Origin of the sequence: Campylobacter showae (assembly GCF_004803815.1) — a bacterium.
In the GTDB taxonomy this organism is placed as follows: Bacteria; Campylobacterota; Campylobacteria; order Campylobacterales; family Campylobacteraceae; genus Campylobacter_A; species Campylobacter_A showae.
The window spans coordinates 136,042-153,714 of the sequence record NZ_CP012544.1 but is presented as its reverse complement, the minus strand read 5'-3'; the positions used below and the strand labels follow the sequence as shown (position 1 = coordinate 153,714).

Annotated in this window: 17 protein-coding genes; 6 read left to right on the top strand and 11 right to left on the bottom strand. The window is 47.1% G+C overall.

Translation table 11 applies throughout. The features are described from left to right. Positions 1-44 precede the first annotated feature (44 nt). From CSHOW_RS00780 to rpsU, 6 genes are all read right to left on the bottom strand, one after another. Positions 45-542, bottom strand: coding sequence for a YajQ family cyclic di-GMP-binding protein (locus CSHOW_RS00780; protein ID WP_002949361.1), 498 nt, complete (start codon positions 540-542; stop codon positions 45-47). Positions 543-544: 2 nt separating this feature from the next. After that, positions 545-1,474: a D-2-hydroxyacid dehydrogenase gene (locus tag CSHOW_RS00775; RefSeq protein ID WP_002949363.1), complete on the bottom strand. Its 930-nt coding sequence runs from the start codon at positions 1,472-1,474 to the stop codon at positions 545-547. Between the two features lie 9 nt (positions 1,475-1,483). Further along, a complete protein-coding gene (locus tag CSHOW_RS00770) occupies positions 1,484-2,662 on the bottom strand; it encodes a glutathionylspermidine synthase family protein (protein ID WP_002949366.1) in 1,179 nt (392 codons plus the stop codon). Between the two features lies 1 nt (position 2,663). After that, complete coding sequence (locus CSHOW_RS00765) at positions 2,664-3,293, bottom strand: UPF0323 family lipoprotein (protein WP_002949368.1); 630 nt, start codon at positions 3,291-3,293, stop codon at positions 2,664-2,666. Further along, positions 3,290-3,943, bottom strand: coding sequence for a MerR family transcriptional regulator (locus tag CSHOW_RS00760; protein WP_002949378.1), 654 nt, complete (start codon positions 3,941-3,943; stop codon positions 3,290-3,292). Before CSHOW_RS00760 ends, CSHOW_RS00765 begins: the two co-directional genes overlap by 4 nt. 107 nt (positions 3,944-4,050) lie before the next feature. Continuing rightward, complete coding sequence (gene rpsU / locus CSHOW_RS00755; protein ID WP_002951513.1) at positions 4,051-4,263, bottom strand: 30S ribosomal protein S21; 213 nt, start codon at positions 4,261-4,263, stop codon at positions 4,051-4,053. Between the two features lie 137 nt (positions 4,264-4,400). Between rpsU and ccoG the strand changes: the two genes are divergently transcribed. The 6 genes from ccoG to CSHOW_RS00730 all read left to right on the top strand — a co-directional run bounded on the left by ccoG (position 4,401) and on the right by CSHOW_RS00730 (position 12,247). Next, the gene (ccoG, locus tag CSHOW_RS00750) at positions 4,401-5,747 is read left to right on the top strand and encodes a cytochrome c oxidase accessory protein CcoG (RefSeq protein ID WP_002949379.1); all 1,347 of its coding nucleotides are present in this window, start codon (positions 4,401-4,403) and stop codon (positions 5,745-5,747) included. A 58-nt stretch (positions 5,748-5,805) separates the two neighbouring features. Further along, on the top strand, positions 5,806-5,994 hold the full coding sequence (locus CSHOW_RS10340; protein ID WP_002949380.1) for a TetR/AcrR family transcriptional regulator: 189 nt from the start codon (positions 5,806-5,808) through the stop codon (positions 5,992-5,994). Between the two features lie 92 nt (positions 5,995-6,086). Next, complete coding sequence (locus CSHOW_RS10335) at positions 6,087-6,437, top strand: TetR/AcrR family transcriptional regulator C-terminal domain-containing protein (protein WP_002949381.1); 351 nt, start codon at positions 6,087-6,089, stop codon at positions 6,435-6,437. A gap of 119 nt (positions 6,438-6,556) precedes the next feature. Next, positions 6,557-7,741: an efflux RND transporter periplasmic adaptor subunit gene (locus CSHOW_RS00740; RefSeq protein WP_002949382.1), complete on the top strand. Its 1,185-nt coding sequence runs from the start codon at positions 6,557-6,559 to the stop codon at positions 7,739-7,741. Beyond that, entirely contained in the window at positions 7,741-10,878 is a 3,138-nt protein-coding gene (locus CSHOW_RS00735; RefSeq protein ID WP_002949383.1) for an efflux RND transporter permease subunit, read from the top strand. Before CSHOW_RS00740 ends, CSHOW_RS00735 begins: the two co-directional genes overlap by 1 nt. Beyond that, on the top strand, positions 10,871-12,247 hold the full coding sequence (locus CSHOW_RS00730) for an efflux transporter outer membrane subunit (protein WP_002949385.1): 1,377 nt from the start codon (positions 10,871-10,873) through the stop codon (positions 12,245-12,247). The genes CSHOW_RS00735 and CSHOW_RS00730 overlap by 8 nt, the downstream gene beginning before the upstream one ends. Positions 12,248-12,604: 357 nt before the next feature. Here CSHOW_RS00730 and purN read toward each other — a convergent pair whose 3' ends face one another. The 5 genes from purN to CSHOW_RS00705 are packed head-to-tail and all read right to left on the bottom strand — an operon-like array spanning position 12,605 to position 17,664. Further along, positions 12,605-13,186, bottom strand: coding sequence for a phosphoribosylglycinamide formyltransferase (gene purN / locus CSHOW_RS00725; RefSeq protein ID WP_002949389.1), 582 nt, complete (start codon positions 13,184-13,186; stop codon positions 12,605-12,607). Further along, entirely contained in the window at positions 13,168-14,589 is a 1,422-nt protein-coding gene (locus CSHOW_RS00720) for a bifunctional ADP-dependent NAD(P)H-hydrate dehydratase/NAD(P)H-hydrate epimerase (RefSeq protein WP_002949390.1), read from the bottom strand. The genes purN and CSHOW_RS00720 overlap by 19 nt, the downstream gene beginning before the upstream one ends. Next, the gene (locus CSHOW_RS00715) at positions 14,586-16,106 is read right to left on the bottom strand and encodes a YifB family Mg chelatase-like AAA ATPase (RefSeq protein ID WP_002949391.1); all 1,521 of its coding nucleotides are present in this window, start codon (positions 16,104-16,106) and stop codon (positions 14,586-14,588) included. Before CSHOW_RS00715 ends, CSHOW_RS00720 begins: the two co-directional genes overlap by 4 nt. Then, complete coding sequence (def, locus tag CSHOW_RS00710) at positions 16,103-16,615, bottom strand: peptide deformylase (protein ID WP_002949392.1); 513 nt, start codon at positions 16,613-16,615, stop codon at positions 16,103-16,105. The genes CSHOW_RS00715 and def overlap by 4 nt, the downstream gene beginning before the upstream one ends. Continuing rightward, the gene (locus tag CSHOW_RS00705) at positions 16,612-17,664 is read right to left on the bottom strand and encodes a GGDEF domain-containing protein (RefSeq protein ID WP_002949393.1); all 1,053 of its coding nucleotides are present in this window, start codon (positions 17,662-17,664) and stop codon (positions 16,612-16,614) included. The genes def and CSHOW_RS00705 overlap by 4 nt, the downstream gene beginning before the upstream one ends. Positions 17,665-17,673 lie beyond the last annotated feature (9 nt).

Genomic DNA, 17,673 nt, shown 5'->3' with positions numbered 1-17,673 from the left:
GCGAAAATTTAAATCAACGACGCATAATGAAGCGAAAATGCCCGCTATTTTAAGTTTTTAAAGCTAATCGGTAGCTCTAAATTAAGCCCCTTCACAAGCCTTATACACTCCTGCAGATCATCGATACTTTTGCCGCTTACTCGCACCTCTTCGCCGCGGATCGCCGCAGTTACTTTTAGCTTTGCGTCCTTGATCGCTTTGGTGATTTTCTTCGCGTTTTCGCTATCTAAGGTGTCGTTTAGTTTTAGCGTCGCCTTTAAATTTGCGCCACTAGCACTTTCGCGTTTGCTTTCAGTCACGGCCACGGGCGGGATATTTCGCTTGATGAGTTTTGAGATGACGATGTCTTTTAGCGCGTCGATTTTGTTGTCGCTAGAGCTAAGAAGCGTGATGATTTTTTCCTTTTCGTTTAGCTCCACCTCGGCCGCAAGCCCCTTAAAATCATATCTCGCCGCGATCTCTTTTTTAGCCGTCTCCAGCGCGTTTTTGACCTCCATCATATCGACCGCCGCGCTTATATCAAAACTATGCTCAGTTGCCATTTTTATCCTTTCAAAAATTCTTTTATATTTTCCGCGATCATCGCCACGAGCCGCTCTCTAGCCTCATAGCTCGCCCACGCTACGTGCGGAGTAAGTATCAAATTTTCCTTATTTTTGATACGAAGCAACGGATGATCCGCGCGCATGGGCTCGGTCTCCAGCACATCCGAGGCAAATCGTAAATTTCGCCCATCTATCGCGCGGGCTACGGCGCTCTCGTCCACTATGCCGCCACGACCGAAGTTCATCAGTATGGCGCCCTCTTTCATCAAATTTAACTCCCGCTCGCCGATCAAATTTCGCGTTTTTTCATTTAGCGGAGCATGGATACTCACGATGTCGCAGCCGCTTAGAAGCTCGCCCAAATTTAGCCTTTTAAACTCGGCGTTTGCGTTTGCGCCGCTAGTGGAGTAGTAGCTCACTCTCGTGCCAAATGCCGCTGCTATGCGCGCCACGCCTCTGCCGATCTCGCCAAGGCCGATGACGCCAAAGCTCTTGCCTGCGATCTCGCCGATACTGCGGTCTAGATTCGTAAAAATTTCGCTCTTCGCCCACTCACCGCTTTGCGCATAGTTGTCGTAAAATTTGACGCGATTTGTCAGCGCAAAAAGGCAAGCGAACGTATGCTGCACGACGCTGGCAGTGGAATAGCCCGCGACATTTTTTACCGCGATGCCTTTTGCTGCGGCGTGCGCGAGATCGACGTTGTTCATGCCAGTTGCACTTATGCAGATTAGCTTTAAATTTGACGCATCCATCGTCTCTTTGTTGATCACGACTTTGTTCGTGATAACGACGTCCGCGCCCTTTAGCCGCTCTACGCGCTCGTTTGCGGCGGTTGTTTGGTAGCTTTTAAATTCGCCAAACTGCTTAAAAACGTCCAAATTTACGTCGCTTCCAAGCGTCGCGGCATCGAGGCAGACTATTTTCATTTTGCATCCTTATTTGATAAAGTGCCCCACGAATTTGGAGTAGTTATCTAAAATTTCACCGCCTCTGCGATAACCCAGCGCGCACGCCTCGTAGGCGAAAAATACGCCGGCTTGGTAGCTATTGCTGGCGGCGTCTTTGTTAAATTCGTAAAATTCCTGATAGATCGCGCGGTTTTGACCGTAGTCGCCGCCGTTTTGCGAGCTCACGCTACCGTTAGCCTCGATCACGCTCACGTTCGCACCCTCTCGGCCGAAAACCGGCTTTTTCACGCATTTTTTGCCCGCGATCGGCTTGTCGCTAGCCTCAAGCAAGAGCGGGTGATTCGGATATAGATCCCATAAAATTTTCAAGATACCTTTGCTTTGGAAAAGCAACGTATATGCGGGATTTAGGATGATGGCTTTTTGATTTTGGACGATGTTTTTTAGGATTATGGCTAGCTCGCCTTCCTCTACGGCGATGTCCTCCCACGGCACGAGTTTGAACCAGTACTCGTAGTTTTCTCCGTCAAAAAATACGCCCTCCTCGTCGTTAAATACGACCTCGTGGACGTAAGCAAACGCCGTGTGAAAGCCTGCCTCCTCGGCGATATATTGCAGTAGCTTCACAGTTTGTTCGTCCTCGCTGCTACCGGCCACCGAGCTAAATAAAATTTTCCAGCCCTCATAGTGCTCGTTAAAGCTCTCCGTCTCCTCATCTAGCGTCACTAGGCGTCTAAAATTTTGCTTTAGCGCGTCATAAAGGTCGTTAAACTGCGCGCTCTCGTCCATGCGGTTAAATTTGAGCGCCGCCCACTGGATGATCGCCGTCTCAAACACCGCAGTCGGGGTGTCGGCGTTAAATTCGATGAGTTTTATCGGTTTGCCATCCAGTCCGCCGGCTAGGTCAAATCTACCGTAAAGATGCCAGTGCACGTCGTTTTCCCAGCTTTCGCGCACGAGATCTACGAGATTAAACGGGATGCCGACCTCGTGGTAGAGGTTGTTATCGATGACGTGTTGGGCGGCTGCGACGAACATATCGTATAGCTCGTTTGCGGCGTTGTAGTATGCCTCGGCCTGCGCCTCGCTAACCTCGACTAGTTCGTCTGCTACGTAGTCGCTGCCGTCTGGATCGGTGTGCCACGTAAAGCCGATCTCGCTTAAAAATTCGCTATTTAGCGGTTCGATTTTTTTTAAATTTATCATTTTATCCTCCGAAACTTGAGCTTGAACTTGAGCTTGAACCGCCGAAAAATCCGCTCTTTCCGCCGCTTGGTTTACCCGCCGAGCTAGCGGCTTTGGCTTTGTTAAAGCTATCTACGCTCCTTGAGTACGCGCTTGGGTTTTTATACGCGCTTTGGCGCTGCGACTGATAGCCCGGGTTGTTAAATAGCTTGTTGCCGATCCAGCTACCGATGATCGCGCCCGCAGCCGAGGCTAGAAGCGTCTCGCCAAGGCTCATGCCGCCGCTTGAAAGTTGCGCGTTTTGAGCGTTCGAGCCGGTTAAATTCGATGTTCCGGCATCGATTTTAGCGTTTTCCTCGGCGATTAACTTATCCATCTCCTCTTTACTCAGCACGCGCTCGGTGCCGTTGATATCCTTTAGCACGACGCGCGTTTCGCTGCTTGGGTACTCCTCTAGGACTTTATATTTTCCCGGCGCAGTCTCCTCGATGATGACAAACGCTCCCGTTTTTTGCGCCGCTTCGTTTAGCGCGCTACTTTCGCCGCCGTTATCGCTGCTGCCGCAGCCTGCCAACCCGGCCGCTACCACCGCGCCAAAACCGCCCACGGCAGCGTAGCTGGCTACTTTTTTGATATGCTTAAAAACTCTCATTTTTTATCTAGCTCCTTTGAAATTTTCTTGCTTTTTACCATTATCACGCCTTTTTTAAATTTGATAAATTTTGATTTTCCGATGTTTTTTATGATTTTGTTTTGCGTTTTTTTTAGGCTCTTGCCGCTTAGATTTTGCGATTTTAAAAACTCGGCCAGGCTCGTCCATTTGCCCTCGCTTTCAGACTCACTCTCGACGAATTCGACGTCGATTGGGGCTACGTATTCGCCGTTTTGACGAGCCAGGAGCGGACGCTCCAGCATACTTAAAAATCCTCTTAACTTCTCGTCTCTTTCGCGGTAAATTTGAGCAATTTCGGATTTATTATTTAGCAAAATTTGCTCTTTTTCGCGAAAAAGCCTATCTTTATCGGCTTGCAAATTTTGATTTTGTTCTTTTAGTTCGCTAATTTGCGAGAGTAGAAATTCGTTCACGTCAAATTCGCCGGCCTTAGCGGCTTTTTTTGACTCTGAGCTTTTAGCGGATTTTGAAGTTTTGGGCGCGGTTTGAGGCTCGTAGCCATCCAAAACCACGTATTTTACACCGTCTTTTTCAAAGGTTTTTAACGTGCCGCGACGAATGCGGTTGTAGACGGCTTCTTTGGTTACGCCTAAGATTTCCGCGGCCTCGCTCACGGGCACTTTGGACATATTTTTCCTTTGATCGTTAAATTTGACGTAGATTATGGCAAATTTTGGCTTTGATGCGAGTTAAACGGGAGTTTAAATAAAAAAGGCCGCCGAAGCGACCCTTTTGGTTAGAGCTTTGACTCGTAGCGTCTAAGCATATATAGACGTTTAAGCATTTTCTTACGAGCCGCGATTTTTTGTTTTTTGCGGATCTCGGTCATAGGCTCGAAAAAGCGTCTTGCGCGAACTTCAGTCACGACAAGATTCCTGTCGGTTTGCTTTTTGAACTTTCTGTAAGCTTCGTCAAAAGACTCGTTAGGATGTACCTTAATACCAGGCAACGTCCTCACCACCTTTCAATTAAAATAGACGGCGATTATAGCAGAAATTTAGTAAATTTGAGAATTTATAAAAAATTAATTGCATTAAAACTATAATCCATATAAAAATTATCACTACTTTGTAATCAGGATGAATTATGACTAAAGAAGAGTATAAAAAATATTTCAAATTTGCCAGCAAACGCTATATCGCCTACATCCTGATAACCTGTACCGTGCTTATTTTACCGTTTATATCTATCGGCGGAAATCAATTTTTCCTACTAAGCTTCGAGCGCAGCGAGCTGCATCTGTTTTTTGCTAAATTTAACGTCCAAGAGCTGTTTTTGATGCCTTTCGTGCTCATCATCTTTTTTATTTTTATATTTTTTATGACGAATTTAGGCGGCCGCGTCTGGTGCGGCTGGAGCTGCCCGCAGACGATATTTCGCGTGATTTACCGCGACCTTATACAAACTAAAATTTTAAAGATCCGCAAGAGCGTTTCAAATAAGCAAACGCAGGCCGAGGGCGGCGTCAAAAATGCGCTCGCAGTGGCGATCTGGAGCGTTTTAGCTTTTGTCGCGGCGGCGAATTTTCTCTGGTTTTTCGTCCCGCCACAGGATTTTTTAGTTCAAATTTTAGACCCGGCCGAACATAAAATTTTACTCGGGGCTTGGATCGTTATCGCTGTGTTTTTGATATTTGACGTAGCGTTTTTGGGCGAAAATTTTTGCATTTACGTCTGTCCGTACGCTAGAGTGCAGTCCGTGATGATAGATAACGACAGCATGCAGGTCATCTACGACGAGGCGCGGGGCGGTAAAATTTTTGAGGGGCAAACCAAACTGTGGAAAAAACCGCCGGGGCCGCAAGACGAGTGCACCGGCTGCGAAGCCTGCGTGAAAATTTGCCCGACGCACATCGACATCAGAAAAGGCATGCAGCTAGAGTGCATAAACTGCCTAGAGTGCGTAGATGCCTGCACGAAAACGATGTCCGGGCTAAATTTGCCTAGTCTAATTAGCTGGACGAGCTCAAATTCGCTAAAAACCAAGCAAAAGGTGCGGTATTTGCGCTTTAAAACCGTCGGCTACTGCGCCGCCATCGCTATCGCCGCGACCGCGCTAGCGCTAATGAGCGCCAAAAAAGAAAACATGCTGCTAAATATCAACCGCACGAGCGAGCTATATAAGGTAAATAAAAACGGCGAGATCGAAAACGCTTACGTGTTTTTGTTTGAAAACACCGACGCGCACGCGCATGAGTTTTACTTTGACGTTAGCGCAAACGATGCCGATATCAAAATAAAACGCCCAAAAAGTAACATTGCCTTAAACGCGGGCGAAAAGAAGAAAATCGTAGTCGTATTAACGGCTCCTAAAAATGCCGCTAGACCCGGTAAAAACGCAAATGCAAAGATAACTATACGCGCCTATGCCGCAGACGAAAAAGAGAAAATTAACATCGCAAGGGAGACTATTTTTGCATACCCGAGGGACTAAAAATCATATTTTTATTGTATAATCCTTAAATTATAATTTTAATTTTTAAAGGTATGCAATGAACGGGAAAATCACGCAAAGAAGCGCCGAGAGAAAAGAGAAATTCATCCAAGCCGGACTTGAAATTTTCCTCGAAAACGGCTACGAAAACACGAGTTTAACGGATATCATCAAAAAAGCGGCGGGTCGCTGGCGAGCATCTACAAATTTTTTGAAAACAAAGAAGGGCTCTTTCGCGCCATCGTAGAGCGTGGATTTGACGACTTTAGGACACAGATAGACGAGAAAATCGATCTAAATTTATCGCATAAGCTGGATGATTTTTTAACCAAATTCGCGATGATATTTTTCGACATCATCTGCGAAAAGAAAACCACGCTAATCTCAAGAGTAATGATGAGCGAAGGCGCAAAAAACGACGGACTTTTGGGCAAAGAGTTTTTGGATCAAATTTTAAGCAAAATCGATAAAATTTTAATAGATTTTTTCGAGCGTGAAGACATAAGAATCCAACTAAATCCATGTATCTCTCCTTACGTCGCAGCCAAGGCGTTTGCCGCAGTCGTTAGAGAACCTTATCATTATAATGCTATTTTGCTAAACGAGGACATAACGCTAAGTGCAGAAGAGCGTAAAGAGCACGTAAAAACACGCATAGATATGTTTTTGCACGGCGTAAAGAAACGCTAAATTTTACTCTCTAAAATTTGACTTTTCGTGTAAATAAGAGTAAAATAGCCGACTTTATTTGTAACAAATATTACAAACAAAATTTTTGTATAATATCCCAAAAAATTAAAGGCAAATTTATGAGAAAAATTAAAAATATCTCTGTTTTGTTATTGGCGTTGCTGCTTTTTACAGCATGCTTTGATAGTAACGATAAAAAAAGCGCGGCCGCGGCAGGACAGCAAAGGCAAATGCCGCCCTCAAAAGTCGACGTATTCGTAGCTAAAAAATCAGACGTACCTATCAGCTTTGACTACACCGCGACTCTAACGAGCCAGCAAGACGTAATCGTCTATCCTAAAGTAAGCGGCACGATAACCAAGCAGTTTTTTAAACCCGGCGACAACGTAAAAGCCGGCGACAAGCTGTTTTTGATAGACCCGGAAAAATACCAAGCCAGCTACGACGCGCTTGAAGCCGCTATCGGCGTAGCAAACGCAAATTTAAAAAACGCTCAAACCGAATTTAACAGAATTTCAAATTTATATAAGAAAAACGCCGTTTCGCAAAAAGAGTACGACGCGGCAGTTTCGGCGCTCGAGATCGCAAACGCAACTCTACTAAGCGCCAGAGCAACCGCCAAAAATGCCAAGATCGACCTGGGCTACACAAGCATAACCGCGCCTTTTGACGGCGTTTTGGGCGATAATCTCGTAGATGTAGGCTCGCTAGTCGTAGCAAACACGACTCAGCTCGTGCGCCTAACCAAAATCAACCCGATCGAGGCGCACTTTCACATCTCCGACGTAGATAACCTAAACCGCGTCAAAATGCAAGAAAGCGGCCTATGGGCGCAGACAAACTCGGACGCCGTGCTAAAGGTCGGCCCGGGAGAGTTTAACGGCAAGGTAAATTTTATCGATAACGTCGTAAATACGAACATGGGTAGCGTTTTAGCCAAGGCCGAATTTAACAACGACGAAGGCAAGCTGCTGCCGGGTATGTTCGGCCACGTGACGATGGGCGGATTTTACCAAAAAGACGGCTTTAAAATCCCTCAAGTAGCACTCCAGCAAACCGACGTCAAGACCTACGTGCTAGTCGTAGAGGACGGTAAAGTAGCCTCCAAGGACGTAAAAATCACCTACCAAACCAAAGACGCCGCAGTCATTAGCGAAGGGCTAAACGAAAATGATAAAATCATCTTAAACAACTTCCTAAAAATCGGCGTAGGCGCACCGGTCAAGATAGACAAAGACCTAACCGAAAGCTTTGGTAAAGGGGCAAATTTAGAGCCTAAAAACGAGCAAGAAAAGGCTAAGTGATGTTTTCTAAATTTTTCATAAATCGCCCGATATTTGCCACCGTCGTATCTATCATCATAGTTATCGCGGGCGCGATGGCGATAAAGGGGCTTCCTATCGAGGAGTATCCAAAACTAACCCCGCCTCAAATCTCCGTTAGCGCCACCTACACGGGTGCTGACGCCCAAACTATCGCCGACTCCGTAGCCAGCGCGATCGAGGATCAGATAAACGGCGTAGAAAACATGCTCTATATGCAAAGCACCTCAAGCTCGAGCGGCTCGCTAAATATCAACGTTTATTTTAAAATCGGCACCTCAGCCAAACAAGCCACGATCGACGTAAACAACCGCGTCCAAGCCGCGCTCTCAAGACTGCCTCAAGAGGTGCAAAACATGGGCGTGACCGTGCGCGAACGCAGCGGCTCGATCCTAGAAGTAGTCGGCTTTACGAGCTCAAACATGGACCTAGTAGAGCTATATAACTACGTAAATTTAAACATCGCAGACGAGATCAAAAGAGTTAACGGCGTGGGCGACACGGCGCTAATCGGTAGCAAAGAGTACTCGATGAGAATTTGGCTAAAACCGGACAAACTAGCCTACTACAAGCTAACCCCTAGCGACGTAATCGCCCAAGTAAAAATCCAAAATAGCCAATACGCCGCGGGTAAAATAGGCGAACAGCCATCGGATGGGGATAATCCTTACGTTTACTCCGTTCGCTCCGACGGCCGTCTCAAAAATGCCGCGCAGTTTGGCGATATAATCATCAAAAGCGCCGACGGAGCCGTGCTAAAACTAAAAGACGTAGCGACCGTGGAGCTAGGAGCGGCTAGCTACGCATCAGACGCGATGCTAAACGGCCAAGACGCCATCCCGCTTCTAATCTTTATGCAAAACGACGCTAACGCCCTAGCCACGGCGCAAGCGGTAAACGCAAAGCTAGACGAGCTAAGTAAAAATTTCCCCGCGGGCTTTAAACACACGGTCGCATATAACCCGACCGAATTTATCGAAGTTTCTATCCATGAGGTCGTAAAAACCTTTATCGAGGCGATGATCTTGGTTATCATCGTTATGTATATGTTTTTAAAGAGTTTCCGCGCGACTATCATCCCGATGCTAGCGGTTCCCGTGTCCATCATCGGCACCTTTGGCGGACTGTATGCGATGGGATTTAGCATAAATTTGATCACGCTTTTTGCGCTCATCCTTGCTATCGGTATCGTAGTGGACGACGCCATCATCGTTATCGAAAACGTGGAGAGAATTTTACACGAGGAAAAAGACATCACCGTCAAAGAAGCGACCTATAAAGCGATGGAGGAGGTACAAACCCCGGTCATCTCGATCGTGCTGGTTTTATCAGCCGTTTTCGTTCCGGTTTCTTTTATGGAGGGTTTTGTCGGCGTGATCCAGCGTCAGTTTGCGCTCACTCTGGTTACTTCGGTTTGTATTTCGGGCTTTGTCGCACTTACGCTTACTCCGGCGCTTTGCGGCGTTATGCTAAAAAAACAAGAGAGCAAGCCGTTTTGGTTCGTGCAGAAATTTAACGACTTTTTCGACTGGAGTACGAAAATTTTTACCGCAGGCGTGGCAACGGTGCTTCGCCACGTTATCATCAGCCTTATTGTGATAGGCATTATGGGTTTTGCGACTTACGAGCTGTTTAAAAAAGTCCCTAGCGGCCTCGTACCGTCCGAAGATAAGGGTGCGCTGATGGTTATCACTTCGCTACCGCCGTCAAGCAATATGCTAAAAACCAAAGAAGAGGTAAAAACTATCAGCAACATGGTTCTAAGCAATCCAAACGTCGAATTTACGATGGGTTTTGCCGGATACGATATGCTTGCGGGCGCGCTTAGAGAAAACTCTGCCATCAGCTTTATCAAGCTAAAAGACTGGAGCGATAGAAAAACGCCGGATAGTCAAGCAGACGCGCTAACCGGGCCTTTTAACGGTATGCTTTGGGGCTCGAAGGAGTCGATGAGCTTCGTCGTAAACGTCCCGCCTATCATGGGTCTTTCGATGACGGGCGGCTTTGAGATGTATCTGCAAAACAAAAGCGGCAAAAGCTACGCCCAGATCGAAGCCGACGTGAAAAAAGTAGTCGCCGCGGCAAACGCTCGCCCGGATCTAACCAGCGTGCGCTCGACACTAGAGACTAACTACCGCCAGTTTAAAATCGACGTCGATAGGCAAAAAGCCCAGATGTTTGGCGTGAGCGAGAGCGAAATTTTTAGCGCGATAGGCTCGACTTTCGGTTCTTACTATATCAACGACTTTAGCCTTTTTGGCAAATCCTACCGCGTCTATGCCAGAGGCGAGGACCGATTTAGAAACAATCCCGAAGACTTACGTAAAATTTACGTCCGCTCAAAAGGCGGCGAGATGATACCGCTAAACTCCGTAGCAACTCTAACTAGAATTTTGGGTCCCGATATCGTGGATAGATTTAACCTTTTCCCGGCGGCTAAGATCCAAGGGGACCCAAAACCGGGCTACACGTCGGGAGACGCGATAAAAGCGATACAAGAGGTGGTCGAACAAACGCTAAATATGGAAGAATACTCCATCAGCTGGGCGGGCACGGCGTATCAGGAGGTTAGCTCGCAAGGCACCGGCTCTACGGCGTTTATATTCGGTATGATTTTCGTGTTTTTGATCTTGGCGGCGCAGTACGAGCGCTGGCTCATCCCGCTAGCAGTTATCACGGCCGTTCCGTTTGCGGTTTTTGGCTCGCTAGTCGCCGTTTGGGCTAGAGGGCTAACAAACGACATTTACTTCCAGATCGGACTACTGCTTCTCATCGGTCTATCGGCTAAAAACGCGATCCTAATCGTGGAATTTGCGATGCAAGAAAGACTGGCGGGTAAGAGCGTATTTGACGCGGCCGTCAATGCGGCTAGACTTCGCTTCCGCCCGATCGTCATGACTTCGCTCGCGTTTACTTTGGGCGTTTTCCCGATGGTTATCAGCACGGGCGCGGGCGCTGCCTCTCGCCACTCACTAGGCACGGGCGTGATCGGCGGCATGATAGCGGCCACTACGATAGCGATATTTTTCATACCAATGTTTTACTATCTGCTAGAAAAACTAAACAACAAAGTCTGGGACAAAAAACCAAGCGGAGCACAGGAGATCAAAAATGTATAAAATTTTAACTTTAGCCACGGCGCTATTTTTAGCCGGCTGCTCGTTTCGCCCCGAGATACCAGAGGTCGATACGAAATTTGAATCTACGTACAAATTTGAAACTAGCGACATCAGAGACGAGTGGTGGAAGGAGTTTGGCGACGAAAACCTAAACTCACTCGTAGCTAGCGCGCTAGAGAAAAATACCGACCTCCGCACGGCTTATTTAAATTTACAAAAAGCCGCCGCAAGCCTAGGCATCTCGGAGGCAGATCTTTTTCCTAGCGTAAATTTAAACGTCGGCTACACCAAAGCAAAAAGTAGCGGCGAGACCTATACCAAGCAACCTCAGACGCGCTACCGAACATCGCAGGTAAATTTGGGCCTCAGCTACGAGATAGATCTGTGGGGCAGAGTGAGGAACAGCGTCGAGTCGGCTAAAGCCAGTCTAAACGCGACCAAGCTCGACTACGCTACCGCGCGCCTTAGTATAAGCTCTAGCGTGGCCAAAAGCTACTTCGCGCTCGTGGCTCTAAATATGCGCGAAGCCGTGTTAAAAGACACGCTAAAAACCTACGAGGAGACACTAGCGCTTCGCAAAACGCAGCTTGATCTAGGCGGCATAAACGAGACGACATATCTACAAAGCAAAGCGGCCGTAGAAAGCGCAAAAGTAAGCCTGCTAGAAGTGCAAACCTCGCTGTCTCAGGCTCTAACATCCGTAGCGATACTAACGGGCAAATCAAACGACGAGATCCTAAGCGGCGCCGTGCAGAGCGCTAAAATGCTACCTAAAGAGCCTGAAGTGAGTGCTGGCGTGAGTGCGGACATACTACTGCGAAGGAGCGACGTAGCTAAAGCATACGCCGATCTAAACGCCACCAACGCGCTAATCGGCGTCGCAAAGGCCGACTATCTACCGTCCATCTCGCTAACGGGACTTTTCGGATTTTCTAGCGTGGATTTTGAAAATATCTTTATCAGCAACGCAAACACGTGGAGCATAGGTGGCTCTTTGGTGCAGAAAATTTTTGATTACGGCAGAACCAAAAACAACGTCCGCATCACCGAAACCAACGAGCAAATCGCGGCCGTAGCCTATGAAGCTGCGATCAAAAAGGCTCTTGGCGAGGTTAGAGACGCACTAAATAATCGCAAAAACGCCAAACTAACGCTAAATCAGGTCAAAGAGCTCCTGCCCTCGCAAGAAAAAATCTATAAGCTAGCCAAGGATCAGTTCGAAGAGGGCTACACCGGACACCTGGAGCTACTCGACGCACAGCGCAACCTACTCTCGGTTAGACTCCAAGACATCGCAGCAAATTTAAGCCTCATCGACTCGGTCGTGGACGTTTACAAGGCATTTGGCGGCGGATTTAGGGCCGAATAATTCTACTTTTGGGCGGAGCTTTCCGCCTCTTTTCTTTTAAATTTTAGCTGTTGTTTCGGTTAAAATTTACTTGTTTTGCTTCAAATTTTGCGCTTGCGACTTGGGGTAAATTTGCATTCAAATGCGTAAATTTGTTTCAAATTTGAGCGACGCGCAAAGCCGTCAAATTTACATCGCTTTTTCCAGAGTTTGTATTTTGCCAAATTTCCAAATTTGACGCTTCAAATTTAGCTCGCCTGCGCGGCTTTTAGCAAGCGGCGAGATAAATCGTATTGCCGAAAATTTACGTTTTAAATTTGCAACCAAAAACTAGTCAAATTTGACAAGAAGCAAAATGCCTCTAAATTTCGTTAAATTTTACTCTTTGTCCGTCAAAATTTGCACGATAGTTTCAGGTAAAATTTCATGCTCTATCGCGTGGATTTTGGCTTCAAATTCCTCAAAACTTATTCCTGCACTCTTTTCAAACGCGCGCTGAGCGATGATCTTGCCGCCGTCTAGCTCCTCGCTCACCCAGTGCACGCTCACGCCGCCCACCTTCATATCGCTATCAAAGCTCTCTTTTATCGCGTGTGCGCCCTTAAAAAGCGGCAACAACGACGGGTGCAAATTTATCGCGCGAACTTGGCTTGTAAAAACGGGCGTGAGGATACGCATAAAGCCCGCAAGCACGGTTAGATCTACGTTAGCTCGTTTTATTTCCTCTACGACAGCGGCGTCAAACTCCTCTCTCGAGGCAAAATTAACGTGCTCGATGACGACGCTTTTTAGGCCGTATTTTGCGGCTTTTGCGATGCCGCCTGCGTTAGCTTTATTTGTTAGCGTTAGCGCGACCTCGATCTTGGTCTGGCCAAAAACCTTGCCGTGCAACCTCTCTAAAATCGCCTCCAAATTCGAGCCGCCGCCGCTAAATAAAACCGCTATTTTTTTCGTAAGCATTTGAGTCCTTTGATGACGTCCGCGGCCGTGAGCGCGTAGTCGTTGATTTTGATTTCGCGAGCGGCTAGAGCGTGAGCTAACGTGCCCGAGATCGCGGCATTTAGCGGGTCGTAACCCTGCGCGAGCAGTCCCGCGACGATACCGCTTAGCGCGTCTCCGCTGCCGCCTTTTGCGAGTGCGGCGCTACCATGCGTCATGACGTAGACCTCGCCACCTTGCGCGATTAGGGTGTTTGCACCCTTTAAAACAAGCACGCATTTAAAATTTCGGCTAAAAATTTGAGCGAGTTTGAAGCGATTTTTTTGTACTTCGCCAGCATCAAATTTGCCCAGATTTGCAAGCTCTAGCAGGCTCGTAAACTCTTTTGGGTGCGGCGTTATCACAACCTTTTCGCTGTTTAAAAGCTCAAGCGTACGCGGCTCATAGCAAAGATCGGCGTCGATAACGAGCGCGTCTTTTGTTTTTAGCTCGCTAAAAAGCTCGTCTTTTTGCGCCTCATCAAGCTCGCCAAGCCCCATTCCTACGGCACCGACTCGCATTTTGGGCGCTATGCGCGCGCTTTGCATCAAAACGGGCTCGAGGTCTAAATTTTCGCCCACGACGCTAACGAGTCCCGCACCGATAGTTAGCGCGGCAAGTCCTGCGATACGCGCCGCTCCGCTATACGCGCCGCTCACGACAAACGCGTGCCCGAAGTCGCCCTTGTTAGCGTTTTGTTTTACGCGAAACGGCAAATTTAAATCGCTTTTCCTAAGTTTATAAAAGCTCGTTCCCGTCTCGTAAAGCTCGCGGGGAAGACCCAAATTTGCTACTTTTATGCGCCCGACGAAATCCTTTGCAAAATCGCTATAAAGCGCCAGCTTTAACGCGCCCATCGTCACGGTCGTATCGGCCTTAAAGACCGCGCCTTGCGATAAACCGTTTTTATCAAGTCCGCTTGGGATGTCGCAGGCGAGCTTGTAGCTGGGCTTTGCGTTTAGTAGATTTATCAAATTTATCGTTCGCACGTCTAGCTCGCGGCTAAGTCCGGTTCCGAAAATCCCATCGATGATGCAGTCAAATTCGCCGTTTTGCGTCAAATTTGAAATCAAATTTACGCCGCATTTTAGCGCCCTGGTTAGCTCGGTTTTTGAGATTTCGTTTTGTTTGTCGCTCGCTAAAAACGCAAAACAATCAAATTTGCCGCCCAAAAGCCGAAGTGCTGCAAGCACGTCTGCGCCGTTATTTCCGCTGCCGACTACGCCTAAAATTTTACGGCGTTTGGTCGATGATTTTTTGAACTTACTTCGCACGGCGTTAGCTAATGCATTTGCGGCATTTTGCATCAACACCTCGGTGCTAAGCCCAAATTCGCTCACGGCTCTAGCGTCAAGCTCTGCCGTATCCCAAAATAGCTTTTTCATGCGCTCTCCTGCTTCACTCGGTAGCTCAAAGCCTCCAAAATATGGGGCTTTTTGATGATGCGCGAGCCCTCGATGTCAGCGATCGTGCGAGCTACTTTTAGGGTTTTATTAATAGCGCGGCGGCTGAGCGAAAACCTCTGCGTTGCATTATCTAGCACACCGCTCGCCTCGTCGTCGCAAATGCAAAATTTAGCTATCTCTTCATCGCAGAGCTTGCCATTTAGCTCACTTTGAGAGCGCGAGATTTGCGTCTCAAACACGCGCAGCACAGTTTGCCACATCGCTTCGCTCGTGACATCGCTTTTATCGCTCGCGGCCACCTCATCCATCTGTACATGAAGGTCGATACGGTCTAGTACGGGTGCCGAAATACGCGATTTATAGCGCTTGATCTCAAGCTCCGAGCATTTGCACTCTAGATTTTTTGAGAGTAGATTACCGCATGGGCACGGGTTCATCGCGGCTACGAACATAAATTTGGTCTCATACGTGACTTTTGAGTTTACCCGCGAAATGTTGATTTTATAGTCCTCCAGCGGCTCGCGCAGGCTCTCTAAAATTTGCGGCGCAAAGTGCGGAAGCTCGTCGAAAAAAAGTATCCCGCCGTTAGCCAGCCCAACCTCGCCGATCCTAGCAGAGCTCGATCCGCCGCCAAATATCGAGCTGCGCGTACTCGTGTGATGAGGCGAGCGAAAGGCGCGCAGGGCGGAAAATTCGCTCTCCTGTTGATTTAGCGAGCTGTAAGCGCAGCTGAGCAAAATCTCATCCAAACTTTGCGGCGGCAAAATGTATCGCAGGCGCTTGGCGCTCATGCTCTTGCCGCATCCGGGGCTACCCTCAAAGATAACGTTGTGCATACCGCAAGCAGCCACCAGGCAAGCTCTTTTTGCCCTACTTTGGCCTTTTACGTCGCTAAAATTTAGCTCGAAATTTTGATTTTTTACGAAGTATTTTTCGCCGATTTTGATTAAATTCGAAAAAAGCGGATGAACGGCACCGACTTTGCGCGAGGCGGCAAATTCGGGCTCGAGGAAAAATTTGATCGCCTCGGCCAAATTTGAAACGGCGTAAATTTCTAAATTCGGTATGGCGCCCGCTTTTTGCGCTATCTCTTGCGGGATCAGCACGCGAGAACCCGGCGCTTTCGCGCTCAAAAAAAGCAAGATAGAAAAAAGGCTAGCCGTACTTTTGACACCGCCGTCGAGCCCCAACTCGCCGAATGCAAAAATAGGCTCGAAATCGCGCTCTTTTTGCAGGGCGATTAAAAGCGCGATAGGCAGGTCGAAGTGACTGCCTGATTTTGGCATATCCGAGGGGGATAAATTTATGATGATTTTTTGCGCTGGGAAGGAGAAATTTAACGACAAAAGCGCTGATTTTACGCGTTCGGCGCTCTCTTTGATCGAAGCTCCCGCAAGCCCTACGATATTAAGTGCGGGCAAACCGCGGTTAAAGCTGGACTCGACGTCCACGAGCCGTAATTCGTCATTATAAGTGGCGCATTTTAGGGCTTTCATGTGTTTTTTTGTTTTTTATACTCTTTGTCGAATTTCTTGCGTTTGTTGTAACCGATGCGTTCAATAAAAAGGTGTCCGTCGAGGTGATCCATCTCGTGCTGGATCGCAACCGACAAAAGCCCGTCCGCCTCGAGCTCTTTTCGCTCGCCGAAGCGGTCTTGATACTCAAGCGTTATAAACTCGGCTCTTTTTACATCCTCGTAGTATCCGGGTACGCTCAGGCAGCCTTCTTGGTAGATTATCTCACCCTCTTTGCGTAAAATTTTGGGATTTATGATTTCTAGCAGATCCTCTTTTCGCTGCTCCTTGCTCTCTTCGTCTACTAAATTTATGATCAAAATTCGCTTGGCCTCGCCCGTCTGGATGGCGGCTAGTCCGATGCCGTTTTTAGCGATCATGGTCTCATACATATCGTCTAAAAATTTATGCAAATTTTCATCAAAAGCTTTAACTTCAAGCGATTTGACGAAAAGTTTTTTGTTCGGATAGGTTAGGATTTCTAGTATCATTTTTCAGTCTTGTCCTCTAGTACCAAAAAGTGTTCGCCGTCTCTACCAGTGTTTACAAGCGAATCAAGCGCCAAAGAAAGCATCTCCTCGATAGTTTTTGTCATGTTTAGATCAAAAGTGACCACTCCCATATCAAACTCGTATTTCTCTCCATTTAGCATGAAAGAGGTGTCGTAAAACATATCGGTTATACGTTTGCAGGCTTTTTGTGCGCCGCTTATGTCGGTATGCTTCATCAGCATAGCAAAACATCCTCCGCCGTAGTGCGACAAGATATCGCTACGCCTCGATGTACGAAGCAACATGCGAGATATATTTTTTAAAACGGCCAACTTGCCTTTTGATCCGATGCCATCCAGCGCGCTATCTTTTGGCTTTAGTAGCATAACAGAGGACTTGTAGTCGTATTTTTTTATATTTTCAGACTCGATACCGAGCGTCTTGAGGAAAAATTTTCTATTATATACGTCAAATTTTTCATCATATATAGACTGTTCTTCAACCAGCTTAAAAACCTTACTAATCTCTTCGTAGTTCGTTTTGATAACTTCGATATGCTTGTCCATTAGCGCATTTAGCTTGTTTAAGTCTTCGTTAAAAGAGTTAAAGACGCTTTGTATCGTGATCAAATTTACATTTGGATCTAGGCTTTCCGAGCGTTTTTTGATGATAGTTTTTAAAACTCCCAAATTTTTATATATGAGCGCAACGGCCTGTAGCATGCTTTTTATCTGCATAAAGCTATTTTTGACCTCGCGCTCGATATTGATTTGTCTATCGTCCTCGAGTTTGCCGATCTCGTCTTCGATCTTTATGATCTCGCCGACCTTTTTCTTAAAGTCGTCAGACTGCTTTTCGAGCATCTTTTCAAAAAAAACGGTGTAGTTTTTCGGGATCGAGGGGATATTTTCCTCGGTTAGTTCTTTTATGATCGCCTCGGAAAAACCGTAGATGTTAAACTCGTCCTTTTTAGCTTTTGCGCCTACTTTTTGAGTAGAAGCGTTATTTGCCGCTACGTTTTCGCTTTTTTTGTTGTCTAACTTTATCAAATTCTACTC